This is a genomic window from Microseira wollei NIES-4236, from assembly GCF_020521235.1.
Classification (GTDB): Bacteria; Cyanobacteriota; Cyanobacteriia; order Cyanobacteriales; family Aerosakkonemataceae; genus Microseira; species Microseira wollei.
Genome location: NZ_BLAY01000045.1, coordinates 40264 through 59381 on the forward strand (window position 1 = coordinate 40264; position 19118 = coordinate 59381).

A 19118-nucleotide genomic window follows, 5' to 3' on the forward strand; every position below is an offset into this window, starting at 1 on the left:
CTCAAAAGCCAACTGGACAGTCAACTAGCAAACCAACTCGAAACCCAACTGATGAGTCAACTTTTACTCGAATTGATGAGTCAAGTGGGTAGATAACTCAAGTTGCTAGTTATCTCTCTGGGAGCGGCTAATGGCTAATGGCTAATGGCTAATGTCAGTAAAAATCCAAGATTAGCAAGCTGGCAATTAGCTATTAGCAACGCCCTTGTTTATAACTAGCAACTTGCGTTAGATATTTGGTAAGTCAACTGGGAAACCAACTCGACAGCCAAAATCCCGTTATTTTCGGTCAAGTATCAAGGTGGACGCTATATGATATGTTGGTTAAAAAGTTGGGTCATAATATTTTGACCCGGAAGGATGGGCATGTCGCGGCAGTTTATTTGATTTTTGTATTGCCGTTTTAAATTGCGATGGCGACCAAAATAGATGGGAAAAGTTTCAGTTGCTAGCCAAGGAATGTGGCTGGATATTTCCTTATGAAAATACTTGCCTTGTATGCGATCGCCCAATTAAACTGTCTTTTGATAGCGAACATCGCCTTCACGCTGAAGCAGACCTCGCTATTCAATTTGCTGATGGATTCAGCATGTATGCCAATCACGGTCAAGGCGTATGGTTACCTAAAAAATATGGGAAACTTCACCCAAAACAGTGGCAAGCACAATGGCTTTTAGAAGAAAAGAACGCTGAAGTGAGGCGAGTATTAATTCAGGGAATAGGTGACGAGCGCATCTGCCAAGAGTTGCAAGCAATTGAATTAGATAATTGGCAAGAATACACTTTATTAAAAATAAATGCCGATGTTGATGAAGAGCAAATGTATTTAACGCAAGTTGCTAGTTATCTTTTTAGGTCCCAAGACAGGCTAATGGCTAATAGCTAATGGCTGGTAGACCAGAAAAATATTCCCATCAGCAATTAGCAAGCTGGCGATTAGCAATGCAAGCAACCCACGATAGTTATAACTAGCAACTTGGGTTATTTATTAAAAATGACTTGCCCAAGCACCGGGCATATTCACGCCTTGCGCGTTCCACCTGATATGACATCGGCGAGGGAAGCAATTCGGTGGGTGAATTGGGGCATAGACCCAGAAGAATTTTCCGTGCAAACCTAACTAAGCCATCGCTCGAATTTCCAAAATCTGCTCGTCGCGCATCTCAATAACATCCACCCCTTGGAAAAATTAGAAACCCATTCCTGGCTGATGGTAAGATAAAAAGTTGGTTAAATTAGGCCGCTGCCAGCTTACATCAGCGGTTAACTCGTTCAATCAGTCGCTATTCGCAGAAGAAGGAATCACTTTGAGTCAGCATCTAGACGGCATCCTCCCTCACGGCGGTCACTTAATTAATCGCATTGCTACCCCGCAAGAAAAGCAAGAATTTCTCGCGCAAGCGAATTTCCTGCCCCGCGTCCAACTCGACGAGAGGGCGTTTTCTGACTTGGTGATGATTGCCATTGGCGGTTTTAGTCCGCTGCATGGCTTTATGGAAAAACCAGACTACGAGCAAGTCGTCACCGATATGCGCCTGATCAATGGTCTGCCTTGGTCAATTCCGGTTACCCTGTCGGTAGCGGAAGCAGTGGCAGAACCGTTAAAAGAAGGCAGCTGGGTACGTTTGGACGACCCGAATGGGCGATTTGTCGGCGTTTTAGAATTAACCCAAAAATATCGTTACAACAAAGCTCACGAAGCGGTGAATGTCTACCGCACCGACGATATCAAGCACCCAGGCGTGGAAGTGGTTTATAACCAAGGGTCGATTAATTTAGCCGGACCAGTTTGGCTGCTGGAACGCGACCCCCATCCCCAATTTCCCAAATATCAAATCGACCCGATTGAGTCGCGCCGGATGTTTAAAGAAAAGGGATGGAAAACGATTGTCGGGTTCCAAACGCGCAATCCTATTCACAGAGCGCACGAATATATCCAAAAAGCGGCGATGGAAACCGTGGATGGGTTATTCCTGCATCCGTTGGTGGGCGCGACGAAGGATGATGATATTCCAGCAGATGTGCGGATGCGCTGCTACGAGATTATTCTGGAACACTACTACCCCAAAGACCGGGTAATTCTGGCGATCAATCCTTCGGCGATGCGCTATGCTGGCCCGCGGGAGGCGATTTTCCACGCCATCGTCCGCAAAAATTACGGCTGCACCCACTTTATCGTGGGACGCGACCATGCGGGCGTGGGCGACTACTACGGCACTTATGACGCTCAATATATTTTTGATGAATTTGAGCCAGGGGAAATGGGCATCGTGCCGATGATGTTTGAACACGCCTTCTACTGCAAGATTACCGGGGGGATGGCGACGACGAAAACGAGTCCCAGCACCCCCGAACAGCGGATACACTTGTCGGGAACGAAGGTGCGCGAGATGCTCAGACGGGGAGAACTACCGCCCCCAGAGTTTTCCCGCCCTGAAGTTGCGGCAGAACTAGCAAGAGCAATGCGAGTTCCCACCGAGGTTTAACTTGCTTTTAGTCGTTAGTTGCTAGATTTTAGTGGGTAACGCTCACAAAGAACTCAGATTTATCCAATGAAGCGACGAGCCTTTTTGCAACGAGCTGGTATAGCGCTGGCAGCTATGGGTATTAGCGAGGCTGGTTTATTGCGCTTTACCCGCTACTCCCAAGCGTTAGCGCAAACCAGTTCGCGCAAGTTGGCGCTACTGGTGGGTATTAATCAGTATCCCCAATTGCCCGCGCTTGCGGGTTGCGTCACCGATGTAGAACTGCAACGGGAACTGCTAATTTATCGGTTTGGCTTCCAAGCGCCGGATGTTCTCGTTTTAACCGACGGACAAGCGACGCGACAAAATATCGAAACTGCTTTCATCGAGCATCTGGTTAAACAAGCTAAACCGGGCGATGGGGTAATTTTCCACTTCAGCGGGTATGGTAGCCAACTGGTGGTGACAGGCGAGACGCCTATCCCACAAACGCCTATCCCACAAACGCCTATCCCACAAACGCCTATCCCACAAACAGATACGCCTATCCCACAAACAGATACGCCTATCCCACCAACAGATACAACCCAATTACCCATTACCAATAACCCATTACCAAAAATCCAAAATTGTTTGATTGGGGTTGATGGGTTGCTCTCAACTAAAGATACTTCTGGGGTGAACGTGCTGGCACAAGAGACGCTGTGGTTGTTGTTGCGAAGTCTCCAAACCGATCGCATCGCCACCATCTTAGATACCAGTTTCACTGACCCCAGCCTCAAGGGATTTATCCCACCGTTACTGGGTAATTTACGGATGCGATCGCGCCCGACTCTCCCAGGCAATCAACTCGACGCCAAGGAACTCGCGTTTCAAGCCGAACTCGCTAGCCAAGTCAAAACTAATAGGATTCAAAAATTACTCGGTACTGATAAACCCGGACAACTTTTAGCCGCTTCTGACTCCAACCACGTCGCCACAGAAGTGCAGTGGAACGGTTTCAGCGCCGGGTTATTTACCTACGCCTTAACCCAACATCTCTGGCAGGTAACAGAAGCGACAACCGTTCAGATCAGCATCAGTCGAGTTTCCAGCAGCGTCAAACAAGTTGCAGGCGATCAACAGCAACCTAGCTTGACCTGTCCCCGCGGCGAACAACAAACCCAAACTTATCACCTTTTGCCCGATCTAAACCCAGGCGCAGAGGGTGCAGTCATCGGGGTAGAAGATAGTGGAAAAACTGCATTATTGTGGCTCGCAGGACTCCCCGCCACAATTTTAGAATTCTACGGGATTAATTCTCTTCTAACTGTAGTTTCGCCGCCCAACTCAGACACCGAAAAGACTTTACCAACAACCTTGTTACAGATGCGTTCTCGCGAAGGTTTAAAAGCTAAGGCGCGAATTCTTTCTACTGATGGGGATAAACTACAGCCAGGACAACTCGTACAAGAATCGATTCGAGTTTTACCCCGCAATATTGGTTTAACAGTCGCCCTCGATGCCAGTTTAGAGCGAATCGAGCGCGTAGATGCCACCAGTGCGTTTGCCAACTTGTCTCAAGTCTCGTCAGTTATCGCTGGAGAACAACCCGCAGATTGTTTATTTGGTCGAGTTGAAAATACTGCTGTTTCATCGATTCCCATTCCTCAATATGGTTTGTTCAATTTAGGAAAACAACTGATTCCCAATACCAGAGGGGAACCAGGGGAAGCGATTAAAACAGCAGTGTATCGATTGACACTTAAATTGCGAACCCAACTAGCGGCGAAGTTATTGCGCTTGAGTGGAAATGAAGCATCTTCTCGCTTAGCTGTAAAGGCGACGCTGCAAAGGGTTGATCAAGGGGAACAGATGTTAATGCACAAAGTTACCCGCCTCGCATCGAGGACAAATACCAGTAACGCGGTGTTGTCGATGGGTAATAATGATACAAGTATACTGAAGATTCCCAGGGGGAGCCAGATTCAGTACCGACTGGAGAACGAGAGCTTGCACCCAGTCTACGTGATGTTGGTGGGAATGGATGGTGGGGGGAGTGCGATCGCATTATATCCCCAAAAAAAAGAGAGCTTTGACCTGGTAATTCTTCCCGGAGAATCTATTACCATCCCCCAAATTTCCAATCCCTTCAAATGGATTGTTTCTGAACCCTCTGGACTAGCAGAAACCCACCTGATTTTTAGTCGTGCGCCTTTTATCCAAACACTCGCCGCTTGGGATAGCATGAATCATCCACGAGGAGATCAAAGGCGAATTGCACGCTTATTCAATCCCCTAGAAGTAGCGCGTGCCGTTTTGCAAGACTTGCACCAAGCGAGCGCAGTTACAACCGAGACATTAGGTATTTCTTCTGATAGTTGGGCGATCGATGTCAATGCTTGGGCGACGCTGAGTTTTGTTTATGAAGTTGTTGGTAATGGGTAATGGGTAATGGGTAATTGGTAATAGGAGATTCTGTAGGTTGGGTGAGGTACCTCACCCAACCTACTTTAGGCAATAAATTTAATGACGATTAACTTATATCATGTCCAGTAGCAACGGTTGTGTAACTGCTAATAGCTAATCGCTAATGGCTGCTCTTTTGGCAATTGAAAAGCGAGCAATTAGCAAGCGAGCAATTAGCCATCCATACACTACCGATCTCTCGCGGACATGATATTAAACCAAGGTTCCCTAAAAAAATTTTAGTAAATAATCCGGATTTACAGGCTGAAGTTTGGCAGGATTAATTAGAAGATTGAATTCCTAGGGTGAAGTTTATGAAAACTAAGCAATCATCTTTGAAAAAATTAACAACATTCGGTATAATGGCTTTAGCTGCTACATCCTTATCAATGATGAGTACTACAGCGTTTTCAGTTCCTGCTGTAGCGCAACAAATCAGACCGCGCATTGCCAATCCCAATATTGCCCTAGAGGGAGATTGGACGTTGTTTTGGCGCTCCAACGGCATTACTCATCGCGCTAGGCTATCTATGGATGGTAATTTTGGCACAATGGTCGTGAATGTTCGTCTTCCGAATGGGCGACTGATTGCGGCTCAACAACGGATGACGCTAACGCCTACTTCTAATGGCTTTATTTTACGCGGTAGCAGACCCACTTACCCAGGAACTAGAACTCCCAATCCTAATTACGAACCCGATGAATTTGAGATTCACCCTACTCGTAGCAGTTCTTTAAATGTGAGAAATTGTAGCGCTGGTTTCTGCGTTCCAGTGACGATGCGATCTTTGTAAGGTTATTCCAACCGCCACAGAAACCCGGTTTTTCAAAAAACCAGGTTTCTGACAGCGGATTGCTTTTCGTATGAGGGAAAGCCTTATGGCTTCGTTTGTATAGCGGCAGCATTAATGCTGCCGCTATACAAACGAAGGTGTACCTCATGCGCCTGCAATCGGCTGTATATTAAACCTCCCACTCTTGCTGATGGTAGCCCATATCCCAAAACAAATATTCCATTTTTGAGGTGATGATAAAATGGTGTTTCACTGCTTCTTTTTGCGGTTGTGTTAACCCAAGAGCCAAGTTATCCATAACAGGCAAAACAGCTTTGACAACCGCTTCAAATTCATCGCTGGCATAGGTATCAATCCACTGCTGATATAAAGGATTGACCGACCCTTTTTGCACTAATTCTTTACCAACTTGCCAATAAATCCAATAACAGGGTAAAAACGCACCCACCGCTTCATAATAAGGCAGTCCTAACGCCACCCGTAGCAGATAAGAAGTATAGAGCAAACAGTTAGGAGCAGGGGGGGTATTGTATACCTGTTCTGACGTCAACTGCCACGCTTTAAAAAAGCTATCGTGCATGCTCCGTTCGACTAAAATAGCATTACTGGCATGGTCGCAGAACATCAAAAAATCATCGTCGCTGTCTGCTTTTGCACCTAAAATTGCCAGTCCTCTAGCAAAGTCTTGTAAGTACAAAGCATCTTGGATGGCATAAAAGCGAAAAGCAGATTCATCCAAGGATCCATCGGTTAACCCTTGGACAAAAGGATGAGCCAAAATTTTGCTATAAATCGCTTCAATCGAGAGCCACAAACTATCTGTAAAGTTCATAAAAATGGCTGGCTAATGGCTAATGGCTAATTGGTAATTGGTAATATCATATCCTTAAGCATCGGTAGTCAGGCGGGGCAGGTTTAACGAAATCAGGACTTATAACTGGTTAGTATTACCCGCACCTACAGTATCAAAAACACTTGCACAACCTTTGCTACCGGAGATGATATAATTGCTGATTTTAGATTGATTTTAATCAAATTGGCAATTAGCAATTAGCCATTAGCAATTCCCAATTCCCAACTTTACAAATACTTTTTCAACAACACACCCATCTTTTCCTTGGTCGCTGCTGAAACTTTATCCAAGGGCGTTAAAATTGCATACTTCAACGCCGAATGAGCATCTGAAGCGGGGGGATTTTGGCTGATGCGTCCCACGGTTTCTTGGATGGCTTTTTGGGCGTTAACTGCATTGCGTTGTAAATTGGCAATTACCATTTCTACAGTTACGCTGTCGTGGTCTGGATGCCAGCAATCGTAATCTGTAACTAAGGCTAAAGTTGCATAGGCAATTTCTGCTTCTCTGGCTAACTTTGCTTCGGGTAAATTGGTCATGCCGATAATTGTTGCACCCCAACTGCGATATAAATTCGATTCGGCTTTAGTAGAAAATGCGGGGCCTTCCATACATACATAAGTGCCGCCGCGATGCAAAGTTACGTCTGGTAATTCTAAACTGGCAACCGCATCCGCGACAACGCCAGCCAGATTTTTGCACACCGGATCGCCAAAGGCAATATGCGCCACAATTCCTGAGCCGAAAAAGGTGGAAATTCGATTTTTCGTCCGGTCGATAAATTGATCCGGCACTACCATATCTAGCGGTTTTGCTTCTTCCTTGAGGGAACCCACCGCCGACGCCGAGATTAGATACTCGACGCCCAAACTTTTCATGGCATAAATATTCGCCCGAAATGGTAACTCGGAGGGCAAAAGGGTATGGTTGCGTCCGTGACGTGCGAGGAAGGCAACCCGCGTCCCTTCTAAAGTTCCCAGGATTAAAGCATCGGAAGGCGACCCAAAGGGGGTGTCCACTCGCACTTCTTCCACGTCCTTGAGGGCGTCCATTTTGTAAAGTCCGCTACCGCCGATAATCCCAATTTGTGCTTGAGCCATCTTATAAGCTTTTTTCCACGCTGCAATGCCAAGCTATTGTACCGGGATACTGGATCTGTGGCAAAAGGGAGAGGAAGAGCTCCAGGAGCTCCAGGAGCAGGGGAGCTGGGGAGCTCCAGGAGCAACTTTCTCCACAACTGTCTAATAATTTAATCAGCGATACGGATAAACATTGGTGAGCCGCTGTTCAACTATATTTTTAATTAAATGAATCAGCCAAATCGTCGGGATTTACGCAAAGAAACCGGGTTTCTATGCTCAGATATTGCACCAGGGCTAACACCTTAGTTTCTGGCAAATAGCTAAACTTGAAAGCCTAGATTTTTCGTAAAGAAACAAGGGTTTCCAGGCAGGTTGAGAATGGTGCAAGATGTGAGTATGAAAACTCGTCGCTGGGAAACTAAAGATATGCCTCCCTTCCGCACTCGCGTTCGCTGCCAAGTTACTTTGGTGATAGGCTCGTCGTTAAAAAAGATTTGATTTGACGTAAAATAGAATTTTTACTCATTCCCTCTAGCTGATCGACGATTGCTAAAGCATCGGCGTAGCGTCCTTCAAGGATGCTTTGTCTTAAATCTATCAGTTCTTGCGTCATAATAATTACCAGCACTTATTTTCGCTGACAATTATAGCAATCGCCAATGCCAGTTGATTTTCGCAATACTAACTCAGTCTGGGCTTCCATTTTAGTCGAAACTCTCCAAAGACTGGGATTAACCACCGCCGTTATTTGTCCGGGTTCTCGTTCAACGCCGCTTGCTGTCGCGTTTGCTCAAAATGAAAAAATAGCAGCAATTCCCGTTTTAGACGAGCGTTCGGCAGCATTTTTTGCTCTAGGAATTGCGAAAAAATCTGGGTTACCTGTAGCCGTTGTTTGTACATCTGGAACGGCGGGAGCGAATTTCTATCCAGCAATAATTGAAGCGAGAGAAAGTAGAGTACCTTTGTTAATTTTAACCGCAGATCGCCCCCCAGAATTACGGGATTGTCATTCCGGACAAACGATTGACCAAGTGAAATTATATGGCAATTATCCCAACTGGCAAGCAGAATTAGCCGTACCGTCTCTGGAAATGGGAATGCTGCGATATCTGCGGCAAATAATAGTATATGCTTGGGAGCGATCGCAAATTCCTACCCCCGGTTCCGTCCACCTCAACATCCCCTTCCGCGACCCCCTCGCACCCATTCCCCAATTCGAAGCCCAAACTTTCCAATCTCAGTTAAAAGAAGACTTCTTTACTAGCATTACCCCCATTACCCTCGTTCCCTGGCTCTGCCTGGGAACGCCATTATCCTCGTTCCCTGGCTCTGCCTGGGAACGCCATTACCCACTCCAAGAATGGCTGCAATGTGACAAGGGTATAATTATTGCGGGGGTTGCACAACCTGCAAAAGCCCAGGAATATGTAACAGCGATCGCTTACCTTTCCCAAACCTTAAAATGGCCTGTTCTAGCGGAAGGACTCTCACCTTTAAGAAACTATGCCGACCTCAATCCTTACTTAATTTCCACCTACGATATGATTTTACGTTCGCCACAATTAGCACAACAATTGACGCCAGAAATAGTCATTCAAATCGGAGACTTACCCACGAGTAAAGAACTGCGGGAATGGTTACAAATTACTCAACCAAAACAGTGGATAATTGACCCCAGTCACCACAACCTCGACCCCCTCCACGGTAAAACCACTCACCTGCGACTATCAATCGAACAATTAACCTCTGTCCTCCCCTCGTCGCCGTCCAAGCGAGAGGTTCCATATCTTGATTTGTGGTGTAATTTTGAAGTAAAAGTTAGATCGGCAATTGACCAAAAAATGGCTACCGAAAACGATCTATTTGAATGTAAAATACCTTGGTTACTCTCAGAGATATTGCCATCGGGTACGCCGATTTTTATTGCCAATAGTATGCCCGTGCGAGATGTAGAATTTTTTTGGAAAACCAATAAATCAGCCGTGCAACCATTTTTCAATCGAGGGGCGAATGGAATTGACGGCACTTTATCCACTGCATTAGGAATTGCCCATCAAAACCAAAGTAGCGTCATGCTAACGGGAGATTTAGCTTTGTTGCACGACACGAATGGGTTTTTATTGAAAAACAAATTTGTCGGGCATCTGACGATAATTTTAATTAACAATAACGGCGGCGGCATTTTTGAAATGTTGCCAATTGCCAAGTTCGATCCGCCCTTTGAAGAGTTTTTCGCCACTCCCCAAGATATTGATTTCTCTCAATTGTGCGCTACCTATGGTGTGGAACATCAATTAGTGACTGATTGGGAAAAGTTCAAATATCTGTTAAATCCTCTACCTGTTGGGGGGATGAGGGTGTTAGAATTGCGAACTAACCGGAAGGCAGATGCTAGATGGCGGCAAGATAACTTAAGGAAATTTTCATCTGGCATCGGCTAATCTGGGTTGGTGAAACAATGCGATCGCATTCGAGGCCATCACCTTTGTTTCTTGGTATATCTCTAGTTTAAAATCGACGATTTTTCCTAGAAACAAAGGTGATTTGCGTCAGTCCTGATTCTGATTGTTGACCCCTAAAATTGACTTGGCGTGAGGAGATTTAAGCAAAATGTCGTTAAGTAAAACCCTGTTGAAGTTGTTACCTGCAACTGCTATTGTTATCTTGATCGTAACCGGAGCCATTTTTAGTTCGGCGGATGCGGTTCAGCGATGGGTGAGACTAATCAGCGACAGCGATACTGCCATTTATATCGATGCTGCTTCGATACAAGGTAGAACGCGATCGCGTTTTTATTGGCAGCAGGTTGTTTTCAACCGCCCACAATCGCTTCAACTTTATAGTTTTGGTCCCGCTTCTAGAGTCCCAGTCTACGGATTTATGATCTATAGTTCCGTTGACTGTCGCACCAAAATTACCCGTTTTCGCCGCGTCATAGCCCTTGACAGAAATAACAGAATCATTGTCGAAATTAACCAAGATAACTACGGCAGGTTAGAAAACCTTAATCGTACTCGTTCATCCGCAAGGCACGCAGCAAATTACGCTTGTGCGCGTCAAGGTCGTCGGTAATGAGCCAGCTCAGAAATAGCCCCGAAATAGCCCAGAAATAAATTTCTGGCTAGTCAGTTAAAACTGACTGAAAATCTTTGTAGGGGCACGGCGTCGATAACTTTTGATTTCTAGCAAAAATTGTCTAATGCCGTGCCCCAAAAGCTGATTCGTAACCTGTGTTAACACGCGTAGGGGCACGGCGTCGATAACTTTTGATTTCTAGCAAAAATTGTTTAATGCCGTGCCCCAAAAGCTGATTCGTAACCTGTGTTAACACGCGTAGGGGCACGGCGTCGATAACTTTTGATTTCTAGCAAAAATTGTTTAATGCCGTGCCCCTACAGGCTGAAATTTATTTCAACGCTTGGGTGCAAGATTCAATATTTAACCAGCATTAGGCAAACGAGCTTGCCTAAAAAGTAACTCAGGAATTAACTCCAATCCTTCAAACAATGGATCGGTAAGTTCCATTTCTCCTCTGTAAGTCCGGGGGCGAGCATCTGAATAAAATACTGTGATACTTCTAGCTTGACAATCGACCAACCAAACTCTTAACACTCCTGCCTCTAAATACTCAGTTGCTTTGTCTACCAATTCTCCAAATGTTTGTTTGGGTGAAATCATATCGATGACCAATTCGGGAGCAGTTGGGCAAGCTTGATCCTCCATCCAACCTGCTGGTAAACGTTCGTAGGATACGTAACACAAATCTGGCACTTCTGTCCAATCTCCACCCGTTCGTTTGATATTTATTGCCCGTTTGATAGCGACTTCACCCCTATCTTCGCACCATAAATCGAGGAGTGTAAATAAAGCGCCAGTCACTTTAGAAAGAAAGCGCTGCGGCAGCATTTCTGGTACTGCTTGTTCCTCTACTGGTGGCGGGGGTAGAGATGCTTCGGATGTAAGTTGATTTTCTGTGGTTGTTTCGGTTGCTTCTAATTGAGTGGTTTCCTTCTCTGGTTCATCGACTTGCGTCTGATTTTCGATATCCGTATCCTCAACTTGACTCGTTTGATTTTCTACTTCTATTTGGCTCAAATCTGCTAAATCTGAAACACCATTTTGGGTATTTTCCTCGTCTACTGTTGGGGTTTCTTCAAGTACTTCTATGGTGGCAGGTTCTGTAACCGTGTCGGAAGGAGCTTGTGCGATCGCATCTGTCACAGTCGTTTTGTTTACTTTTGTAAATGGGCTACTTATCGCTCCAATTAACCTACCCCATCCCTGAGAGTTTCCCAACAGCGCCACCATAGCGATACCGCCGAAGTATAAACCAACGACTGCGCCTGCTAAAAGCGTTTGCGTTATCGGATCGGTAGAAGGCGTCAAAACTGCTCCTAAAACCGCTGACCCTAGTAAAACGTATCGCCAACCAGAAAGCATCTGTTTAGCAGATACAATCCCCAACAACCCCAATAAAATTTGAATAACTGGAACTTGAAACGCTAACCCCGTACTCAACAAAAGTAGCAAAACAAATTCAAAATATCGGTCAATTGACCATAACTGCTCTACAACATCCTCCCCGTAGTTCATGAAGAAATTAACCGCCGCTGGAATTAGCAGTAAATAAGCAAATACCAACCCAGCTAAAAACAGAAGGGTAGATCCAGCAACGACGGGTAAAATTAGCCGTCGTTCCCGCCTCGTTAATCCGGGGAGAATAAATTGGATAATTTGGTATAAAATAACCGGAATCGCCACCAATAAGCCGCTGTATCCCGCTACTTTCAGCGAGACAAAAAAGAATTCTCCAGGTGCTAATTGCAGAAACTTGATGCCCCGTGCGGGCGCTTCTAGCAGTTTGACCAGGGGTTTTACAAACAGAAAACACCCAACTGCGCCTACCACTAACGCAATTAAAGAGTAGAATATCCGCTGCCGCAATTCCTCCAAGTGGTCGAATAGGGACATCTCGACATCATCGGGGAGGTCGTCGAGATAGTCTATTGTTGGGTCTGCTAAACCTTCCTCAATTGAGGATTCTACTAGATCTAGAGGCGTCATGGGTTTGCGTTTATCCGAGATTCTTTGCATTATAGAACAGCAAGGGAAAACCCTGCATCAATAGACCAGGGTTTTCCCGTGAGACTTTTAGTCTCACGTTTGATAATTGATGATTTTAGATTTTTATTCAGCGCCCTCAGGTATGCGCTAAAGGGCGTGGTTGTTAAACTGTCGCTAAGTTTTCAAAAGAGAGCCAGTTGCGCTTGGGCTTTTCGGGTTCCGGTAGGTGTTTTTTCAGATATGCCTCCGCCATTTTTTTGGGGTCAATTCCGTTGTAGCGAATTAAATAGTTGATTGCATTTTCGGTTGCACTAAAGCTGCGTGGCATTGAACGTAGAGTGCTTGCCAAAATTTCGTTTTTTCCTTGGACAATGCGACCAATGCAGTCTTGTTCAATTTGCCATCCGCTGCGGGGATTGTATTTTTCTTGCTAGCACCAAACCTCCTACTCGACGCACATCCAGTCCTCGGTGCGCCGCAGGTACATTCCCAATGGGCAGTCGTTTTTGTCAAGCTCTACAGTTTTTTTAGCAGCAGTCAGCGCTTCGTACATGTCTTGGTGCTTGCAGTTTTCACCTGTGTGGCGTCGCCGCATTTGCCAGTCGGGGCATCAGCAGGCATCATAGGAAACTGAATACTGATTGCCATTTTCCAGGTTAAAGCAGATAGCGTACCATTCTTTCATCTCCCACCTGTATTTTTCTTGGGGTGCGGTGGTGTCGGTGGCGGCGGAGGGTGTCAGTTTTTCGATTTCCCCTTCTAGCCTCGTGATTTCGAGGGCAATCTTCCCGATCAAGCTGCGGCAGTTGAGGCGGATAAACGCTGCCAGCTTTTTGGTGAGTGCTGCCAGTTTTTTAGTCAGGTTGGATCTGTTCATGTTATAATAAGAGCAATTTGTTTTTATTGACGGCGCGGTGTTTTTTCACCGTGCTTTTTAGTTTACTTTCTGTAAACAACGGATGTCAAGGGTTGTCAAACCAATTTTTTGTGATATTTTAGTGGTGTAGAGTTATCGATTTTATGGCTCCTGGTTTTTCTCCTACCAATAAAAACAATCTGGTGACCGGCAGATTTGAGCCTGTGCCAGCTCCCTTGTGTTCAAAGATGCGTAGTTTCCGCCTTACTAGAGAGGGGGATGTGGCTTTTATGGCTGCTGCTGCTGATTTTGGTCTTCCCCCTGGTGTCTTGGCTCGGCATATTATTGAAGAGTGGTTAGAGTCTCAAAAAAAAGCCCCCGTTGCTTCCGAGGGTGGGTAAGCAAACTATGGGGATAAACGCTGCCAGTTTTTTAGTCAGCGTTGCCAAGTTTTTGGTGACTTTGTTCAGACTGTTCGTATATAATCAGAGCAGAATTGTTTTGTTTACAGCGGTGCGGTGGTTTTCCATCGCACTTTTTAGTTACTCCATAAATAATACTGTGGGAGTACATAGGAGGTCTGTTTGTGACAGTACCAATTAAGGATTCCCAGTCGGGGAAGTTTAGCAAAGGCCAGTTTTCACGCAAAGGGTTGCAATTCAGGCTGAAGCCTGCCGATCATGATGATTTCATTCGTCTTTGCAGAGAGCGCGATCGCATTCCTGGCGAGTTGCTTAGAGAAATTGTTACTGAGTGGCTGGAAGCTCAAAAAAAGTCCTCCAGTGTGGTGGTGGGGGATGAGAAAATTACTCAGCGATTTACCTAAGTTGCATTCGTGATTTCGAGGGCAATCTTCCGGATCAGACTGCGGCAGTTGAGGCGGATAAACCCTGCCAGTTTCTTGGCAAGGGCTGCCAGTTTTTTGGCAAGGTTTGTCAGAGTCATATTAAGCTTGATCAAGCCCCGAGCGCGGCCTGCTAGTATTACTGCCTTCATGTTTATCATAGAGATGAAGTATTTTTGTTTGCCCTACGGTGGTTTCTCCACCGTACTTTTTATTTGAGCCATAGGCGCTTGTGGGCATCAATAGTCTGCTGTGGTTTTTTTGGTATACTTGGGGGGTAGGGTTTGGGGTTAGGCATGGCGGTTCCTTTTAAGGATGCCCAGAGTGGGCGCTTTACAAAAGGGCAGTTTGCGAGAAAGCACTTTTCTGTAAGGCTGAAGCCTAAATACGATGAGGCTTTCCGCCAAATTTGCATTGAGCGCGATCGCATACCTGCCGAGTTAATCCGCGAGATTATTCAAGATTGGATAGAAGCTCAAAAAAAAGCCACTTCGTAATAGTAAAGAAGCATTGAGTCAGCATATCGCTTCCCCCAGTCGCAACGCAGCTTTTGCCGTTAAAACCCAGAAACCCGGTTTTTCCAAAAAACCGGGTTTCTGAGACGCTTTTTTTAAAGTTTTGTAACAATTCACCGAAATCTACTCTCTGCGAACTGAAGCTACTCGTTTGAGATAACTTCGCAGAGATTGTTGCACGTAGCTGGGTAGTCGGTAATTTTTTCATTACCAATCACCCACTGCTGATGCAATTAAGGGTGATCTACTATCCAAAACATATACACATAATTCATCAAGGCGCAAGACAATGATCAGGATTTGTTTATACCTCAAAGAAGACAATAACAACCCGTCCAAACAACAAGTGCTTGAAGTTAACAGAGTCCCTGCTATGGGAGAATTTATCGACTTGGGGTTTAATCTTTATCGGGTTTTTTTGGTTTGTCATAGTCCCTATAACTCCGACTTTCAAGCTTCTGTTGCTGCGTTAAAAACCGATTGGAATAATTGCGAGAATTTAATCGATCAGAATGACATGAATTGAATTGCTAATTGCTAATTGCTAATTGCTTAGCCGTTAGCAATTAGTGTGGCTACCCGACCGGGTATGATTTATTACTTTGTTGGCAACTGTTCTAATTTTTGAGCGATTTCTGGATTGTAAAATCGCAGGTAGTTCCAGTAGTTTCCAAACACGTGCTTGACATAACCTTGGGTTTCTGGAAAAGGAATGTCTTCCACGAACTCATCGGGATCGTTTAAGCCATATTTTTGTATCCACTTCGATACATTTCCGGGGCCAGCATTATAACTCGCGACGGCTAAAAGCGAATTATTTTTGTAGGTTTCGTGGGTGTGATCGAGATACCAAGTGCCGAGGTTGATATTATCGTTGGGATTTTCTAGTGCATAATTTTTCAGGTTAATTTGTGGCGCTATCCATGCAGCGGTAGAAGGCAAAACTTGCATTAACCCAATCGCATTGGCAAAGGAACGGATGGTGGTTTCAAATCGCGATTCTTGTCGGATGAGGGAGATGACTAATAAGGGGTTAAGTTGACGCTGTTTTGACCAATTTTCCACCAATTCTAGATAGGGGAATGGATAAAGGGCTTGCCAGTATTCGGGTTGTTTTTTGAGTGAGGCTAATTGGGATTTTTCTTCATCCGTATCGCGCCACCATCCCAAACTTTCAAGTTGAGTAATTCCTTGGATATTTTGCCCGACTCCTAACAGCAGGACGCCGTCGGTAAATTGTTCGGCGATCGTCGGTTGAATGTAATTGCTAAATTCGGCTTGCCAGAGGGACCGCGCATCTTTTTTCTGTCCCAATTGATACAGTTCTTTCACAGTTTCAGAACCTGCTGGCAACAAGGGTTTTTCCGGCGGGCGCACTATTTGGGGAATTAACTGGCGTACTGTGGTAAAAGTCCCCACATTCCAACCTAATTCGCCAGCGGACCGCCATGCATAGTATGATTCCGGATAGCGGCTGATGACGTATTCGTAAGCAGTTTTGGCTTCTCCGGCACGCCCCAATTTAGCAGCCCATTTGCCAACCCAGTAAGCTGCTTCGGGTGCTAATTCGCTTTCGGGATGTTCGCGAGAAATTGGCTGCGCCCATTGCCAAGCACCTAAAAAATCCCCGGCTTTTGCTCTCTGACGCGCTGCATCCCAACGGAATTGGGCGACTTCATCGGAATTGCCGTATTTTTTCAGCGCTAATTGACGCGCTTGCGAGGCCGACTTGGTACTTTTGATTTTATCTAGAATTTTGGCTTTATCTAACAGCGCTGCACCAGCTTGATCGGGAAATTCTTTAATCACTCGATCGAGATAAATTAGCGCATCTTGCTGTGGAGATATGCGGGATAAACGTATTAACCCCAAGCCTGTATCTTTAGCGGTGGGAAAGTCGCGGATTAACTGTTGATAAAGCGCTTCCGCTTCATTTTTAAACCCACCCAACTGCTGTCCCCTAGCGGCGCGATAAACGTTGCGGGGCGTCGCGGGTGCTTTAGCATAAGCTTTTCCAGATTGCCCGTATTCTCGGCGCTGCCAGAGGAGAAAAGCAATAGCTTCCCAATCTTGCGGTTTTAATTGCGCCCCATGTTGAATCGTGAGTTGATTTAAAACAGTACCGATATCGCGGCTATCTTGGTCGTGTTTGAGTAACAACAATAACAGCGATAATTGATTGGGAGTTTTCTTTAATCGTTCGCGGGCAATTTCGATTGTACGGGGATGACTGGGGAAAGAAGCGATCGCTTGATCCCAAAGTTTCGCATCCTTGCGTCCCAAAACAAACAGCGCTTCCGCCGCTAGCGGGTTTTCCGGATATTTTTCTAATAATTCTTGCCAAGCAGCCTTTGCTTTGGCGTTATCTGGGATACTTTCATAAGCTTGGGCGCGCTTCATAGCCACGTGAGCAGCCAAAACCGGGTAATCTTGTTCTAATCCTTCTAATAAAGACAGCGCCTTTTTGCCTTGCTTTTGGGCGATCAAGTCGCTTGCTAGGAGATAGCGGGCGCGACTGCGATCTTGGGAGGGGGTGTTGGAAGAAGAGATCGCTTCTAATTGAGACGCCCTCTGCTGCGGCGAAACTGTCGCCAAGGGCAAAACGGCGGATTTAGGATCTTCTTGTGCTTGTTGCTGCGGTTCTGACTTCGAGTCTAGCTGCTGCAACTGCCCTAATTGGGGGGCTAGCCGCTGCACATCATCCCATCTTACTACCGCGAAACCCGCTCCCAGCACGAGAACCGATATTCCTGCACCCACAGCTAGAGAAATTGGGTTTTTCAGTTGCTTAAGCATTATTCCTCACAACCCTTAGAATTACAGACGCTTCAAGCCAACCAGCCATTCTTAAGTTTGCCTGTTACTCGCCGAAAGTACAATCGGTGCAATTAAAAACAGTTGGTGATAAAGAGGACAATACCGCTTGTAAAAACCTATACACATCAGCGATGATTGCCCCTACCCTCAAACATCGCCACACCCACGATATGTAGGGGCACGGCATTCACAATCTCTGTACCAGATCAAAAGACTTCGCTGCCGTGCCCCTACCCTCAAACATCGCCACACCCACGATCTTTCGGGGCAAGGCATCGACAATCTTTGCACCAGACCAAAAGACTTCGCTGCCTTGCCCCTACCCTCAAACATCGCCACACCCACGATATGTAGGGGCAAGGCATTCACAATCTTTGCACCAGACCAAAAGACTTCGCTGCCTTGCCCCTACCCTCAAACATCGCCACACCCACGATCTTTCGGGGCAAGGCATTCACAATCTCTGTACCAGATCAAAAGACTTCGCTGCCTTGCCCCTACCCTCAAACATCGCCACACCCACGATCTGTAGGGGCAAGGCATTCACAATCTTTGCACCAGACCAAAAGACTTCGCTGCCTTGCCCCGAATGCCGCCAACGAATACCACACCCACGATCTTTCGGGGCAAGGCATTCACAATCTTTGCACCAAATCAAAAGACTTCGCTGCCTTGCCCCTACCCTCAAACATCGCCACACCCACGATCTTTCGGGGCAAGGCATTCACAATCTTTGCACCAAATCAAAAGACTTCGCCGCCTTGCCCCTACCCTCAAACATCGCCACACCCACGATCTTTCGGGGCAAGGCACGACCATCTCTGTACCAGACCAAAAGCGATGATTGCCCCTACCCTCAAACATCGCCACACCCACGATCTTTCGGGGCAAGGCACGACCATCTCTGTACCAGACCAAAAGCGATGATTGCCCCTACCCTCAAACATCGCCACACCCACGATCTATAGGGGCACGGCACGACCATCTCTGCACCAGATCAAAAGACTTCGCTGCCGTGCCCCTACCCTCAAACATCGCCACACCCACGATCTATAGGGGCACGGCACGACCATCTCTGCACCAAATCAAAAGACTTCGCTGCCGTGCCCCCACCCTCAAACATCGCCACACCCACGATCTATAGGGGCACGGCACGACCATCTCTGCACCAAATCAAAAGACTTCGCTGCCTTGCCCCTACCCTCAAACATCGCCACACCCACGATATGTAGGGGCAAGGCATTCACAATCTTTGCACCAAATCAAAAGACTTCGCTGCCTTGCCCCTACCCTCAAACATCGCCACACCCACGATATGTAGGGGCAAGGCATTCACAATCTTTGCACCAAATCAAAAGACTTCGCTGCCTTGCCCCTACC

At 46.2% G+C, this 19118-nt stretch carries 21 protein-coding genes and 2 pseudogenes; 12 read left to right on the plus strand and 11 right to left on the minus strand.

All coding sequences use genetic code 11. The annotated features are described in order from the left end of the window. Window positions 1-364: 364 nt before the first annotated feature. From MiSe_RS52710 to MiSe_RS16555, 4 genes and pseudogenes are all read left to right on the plus strand, one after another. A pseudogene (locus MiSe_RS52710) lies at window positions 365-1120 on the plus strand (DUF6745 domain-containing protein); the annotation flags it as partial. A 187-nt stretch (window positions 1121-1307) separates the two neighbouring features. Next, a complete protein-coding gene (gene sat / locus MiSe_RS16545; RefSeq protein ID WP_226582040.1) occupies window positions 1308-2486 on the plus strand; it encodes a sulfate adenylyltransferase in 1179 nt (392 codons plus the stop codon). Window positions 2487-2552: 66 nt separating this feature from the next. After that, on the plus strand, window positions 2553-4892 hold the full coding sequence (locus tag MiSe_RS16550; protein WP_226582043.1) for a caspase family protein: 2340 nt from the start codon (window positions 2553-2555) through the stop codon (window positions 4890-4892). Window positions 4893-5227: 335 nt separating this feature from the next. Then, a complete protein-coding gene (locus tag MiSe_RS16555) occupies window positions 5228-5707 on the plus strand; it encodes a hypothetical protein (RefSeq protein WP_226582045.1) in 480 nt (159 codons plus the stop codon). 169 nt (window positions 5708-5876) lie between these two features. Here MiSe_RS16555 and tenA read toward each other — a convergent pair whose 3' ends face one another. From tenA to MiSe_RS16570, 3 genes are all read right to left on the minus strand, one after another. Next, on the minus strand, window positions 5877-6539 hold the full coding sequence (gene tenA / locus MiSe_RS16560) for a thiaminase II (protein ID WP_226582050.1): 663 nt from the start codon (window positions 6537-6539) through the stop codon (window positions 5877-5879). A 248-nt stretch (window positions 6540-6787) separates the two neighbouring features. Then, the gene (locus MiSe_RS16565) at window positions 6788-7660 is read right to left on the minus strand and encodes an S-methyl-5'-thioadenosine phosphorylase (RefSeq protein WP_226582053.1); all 873 of its coding nucleotides are present in this window, start codon (window positions 7658-7660) and stop codon (window positions 6788-6790) included. 442 nt (window positions 7661-8102) lie between these two features. Further along, a complete protein-coding gene (locus MiSe_RS16570; RefSeq protein ID WP_226582093.1) occupies window positions 8103-8255 on the minus strand; it encodes a hypothetical protein in 153 nt (50 codons plus the stop codon). Window positions 8256-8301: 46 nt separating this feature from the next. On the opposite strand from MiSe_RS16570, the gene menD reads away from it, so the two are divergent. Continuing rightward, a complete protein-coding gene (menD, locus tag MiSe_RS16575; protein WP_226582056.1) occupies window positions 8302-10083 on the plus strand; it encodes a 2-succinyl-5-enolpyruvyl-6-hydroxy-3-cyclohexene-1-carboxylic-acid synthase in 1782 nt (593 codons plus the stop codon). A 169-nt stretch (window positions 10084-10252) separates the two neighbouring features. Beyond that, window positions 10253-10714 carry a hypothetical protein gene (locus tag MiSe_RS16580; protein WP_226582058.1) on the plus strand — a complete coding sequence of 154 codons (462 nt, stop codon included), beginning with the start codon at window positions 10253-10255 and terminating at the stop codon, window positions 10712-10714. 366 nt (window positions 10715-11080) lie between these two features. Here the strand turns inward: MiSe_RS16580 and MiSe_RS52035 are convergent, their stop codons facing one another. The 5 genes and pseudogenes from MiSe_RS52035 to MiSe_RS16605 all read right to left on the minus strand — a co-directional run bounded on the left by MiSe_RS52035 (window position 11081) and on the right by MiSe_RS16605 (window position 13583). Then, entirely contained in the window at window positions 11081-11950 is an 870-nt protein-coding gene (locus tag MiSe_RS52035; RefSeq protein WP_307731444.1) for a Uma2 family endonuclease, read from the minus strand. Then, window positions 11933-12706, minus strand: a pseudogene (tatC, locus tag MiSe_RS16590) (twin-arginine translocase subunit TatC); the annotation flags it as partial. The gene MiSe_RS52035 and the pseudogene tatC, both read right to left, overlap by 18 nt. A 163-nt stretch (window positions 12707-12869) precedes the next feature. After that, window positions 12870-13034, minus strand: coding sequence for a hypothetical protein (locus tag MiSe_RS16595; RefSeq protein ID WP_226582061.1), 165 nt, complete (start codon window positions 13032-13034; stop codon window positions 12870-12872). Between the two features lie 117 nt (window positions 13035-13151). Next, window positions 13152-13301: a hypothetical protein gene (locus MiSe_RS16600; protein ID WP_226582064.1), complete on the minus strand. Its 150-nt coding sequence runs from the start codon at window positions 13299-13301 to the stop codon at window positions 13152-13154. Between the two features lie 15 nt (window positions 13302-13316). Next, window positions 13317-13583, minus strand: a complete 267-nt coding sequence (locus MiSe_RS16605; RefSeq protein WP_226582067.1) for a hypothetical protein — start codon at window positions 13581-13583, stop codon at window positions 13317-13319. 143 nt (window positions 13584-13726) lie between these two features. Here MiSe_RS16605 and MiSe_RS16610 point away from each other — a divergent pair, with 143 nt between their 5' ends. Together MiSe_RS16610 and MiSe_RS16615 are read left to right on the plus strand one after the other, a co-directional pair. Then, the gene (locus MiSe_RS16610; protein ID WP_226582070.1) at window positions 13727-13963 is read left to right on the plus strand and encodes a hypothetical protein; all 237 of its coding nucleotides are present in this window, start codon (window positions 13727-13729) and stop codon (window positions 13961-13963) included. A gap of 185 nt (window positions 13964-14148) precedes the next feature. After that, window positions 14149-14388, plus strand: a complete 240-nt coding sequence (locus MiSe_RS16615) for a hypothetical protein (protein WP_226582072.1) — start codon at window positions 14149-14151, stop codon at window positions 14386-14388. On the opposite strand, the gene MiSe_RS50990 is transcribed toward MiSe_RS16615, so the two are convergent. Then, entirely contained in the window at window positions 14385-14507 is a 123-nt protein-coding gene (locus tag MiSe_RS50990) for a hypothetical protein (RefSeq protein ID WP_264196534.1), read from the minus strand. The two genes, MiSe_RS16615 and MiSe_RS50990, sit on opposite strands and share 4 nt — an antisense overlap. A gap of 195 nt (window positions 14508-14702) precedes the next feature. Between MiSe_RS50990 and MiSe_RS16620 the strand changes: the two genes are divergently transcribed. Then, complete coding sequence (locus MiSe_RS16620) at window positions 14703-14903, plus strand: hypothetical protein (RefSeq protein ID WP_226582075.1); 201 nt, start codon at window positions 14703-14705, stop codon at window positions 14901-14903. Between the two features lie 307 nt (window positions 14904-15210). Continuing rightward, window positions 15211-15447 (plus strand): hypothetical protein, encoded by a 237-nt coding sequence (locus MiSe_RS16625; protein ID WP_226582076.1) that lies wholly within the window; start codon window positions 15211-15213, stop codon window positions 15445-15447. Between the two features lie 71 nt (window positions 15448-15518). Here MiSe_RS16625 and MiSe_RS16630 read toward each other — a convergent pair whose 3' ends face one another. Beyond that, entirely contained in the window at window positions 15519-17717 is a 2199-nt protein-coding gene (locus MiSe_RS16630) for a lytic transglycosylase domain-containing protein (RefSeq protein ID WP_226582079.1), read from the minus strand. A gap of 64 nt (window positions 17718-17781) precedes the next feature. Beyond that, window positions 17782-17925 (minus strand): hypothetical protein, encoded by a 144-nt coding sequence (locus MiSe_RS16635; RefSeq protein WP_226582082.1) that lies wholly within the window; start codon window positions 17923-17925, stop codon window positions 17782-17784. 37 nt (window positions 17926-17962) lie between these two features. Here MiSe_RS16635 and MiSe_RS16640 point away from each other — a divergent pair, with 37 nt between their 5' ends. Then, complete coding sequence (locus MiSe_RS16640) at window positions 17963-18706, plus strand: hypothetical protein (protein ID WP_226582085.1); 744 nt, start codon at window positions 17963-17965, stop codon at window positions 18704-18706. A 135-nt stretch (window positions 18707-18841) separates the two neighbouring features. Then, complete coding sequence (locus MiSe_RS50995) at window positions 18842-18970, plus strand: hypothetical protein (protein WP_264196537.1); 129 nt, start codon at window positions 18842-18844, stop codon at window positions 18968-18970. Window positions 18971-19118: the final 148 nt, after the last annotated feature.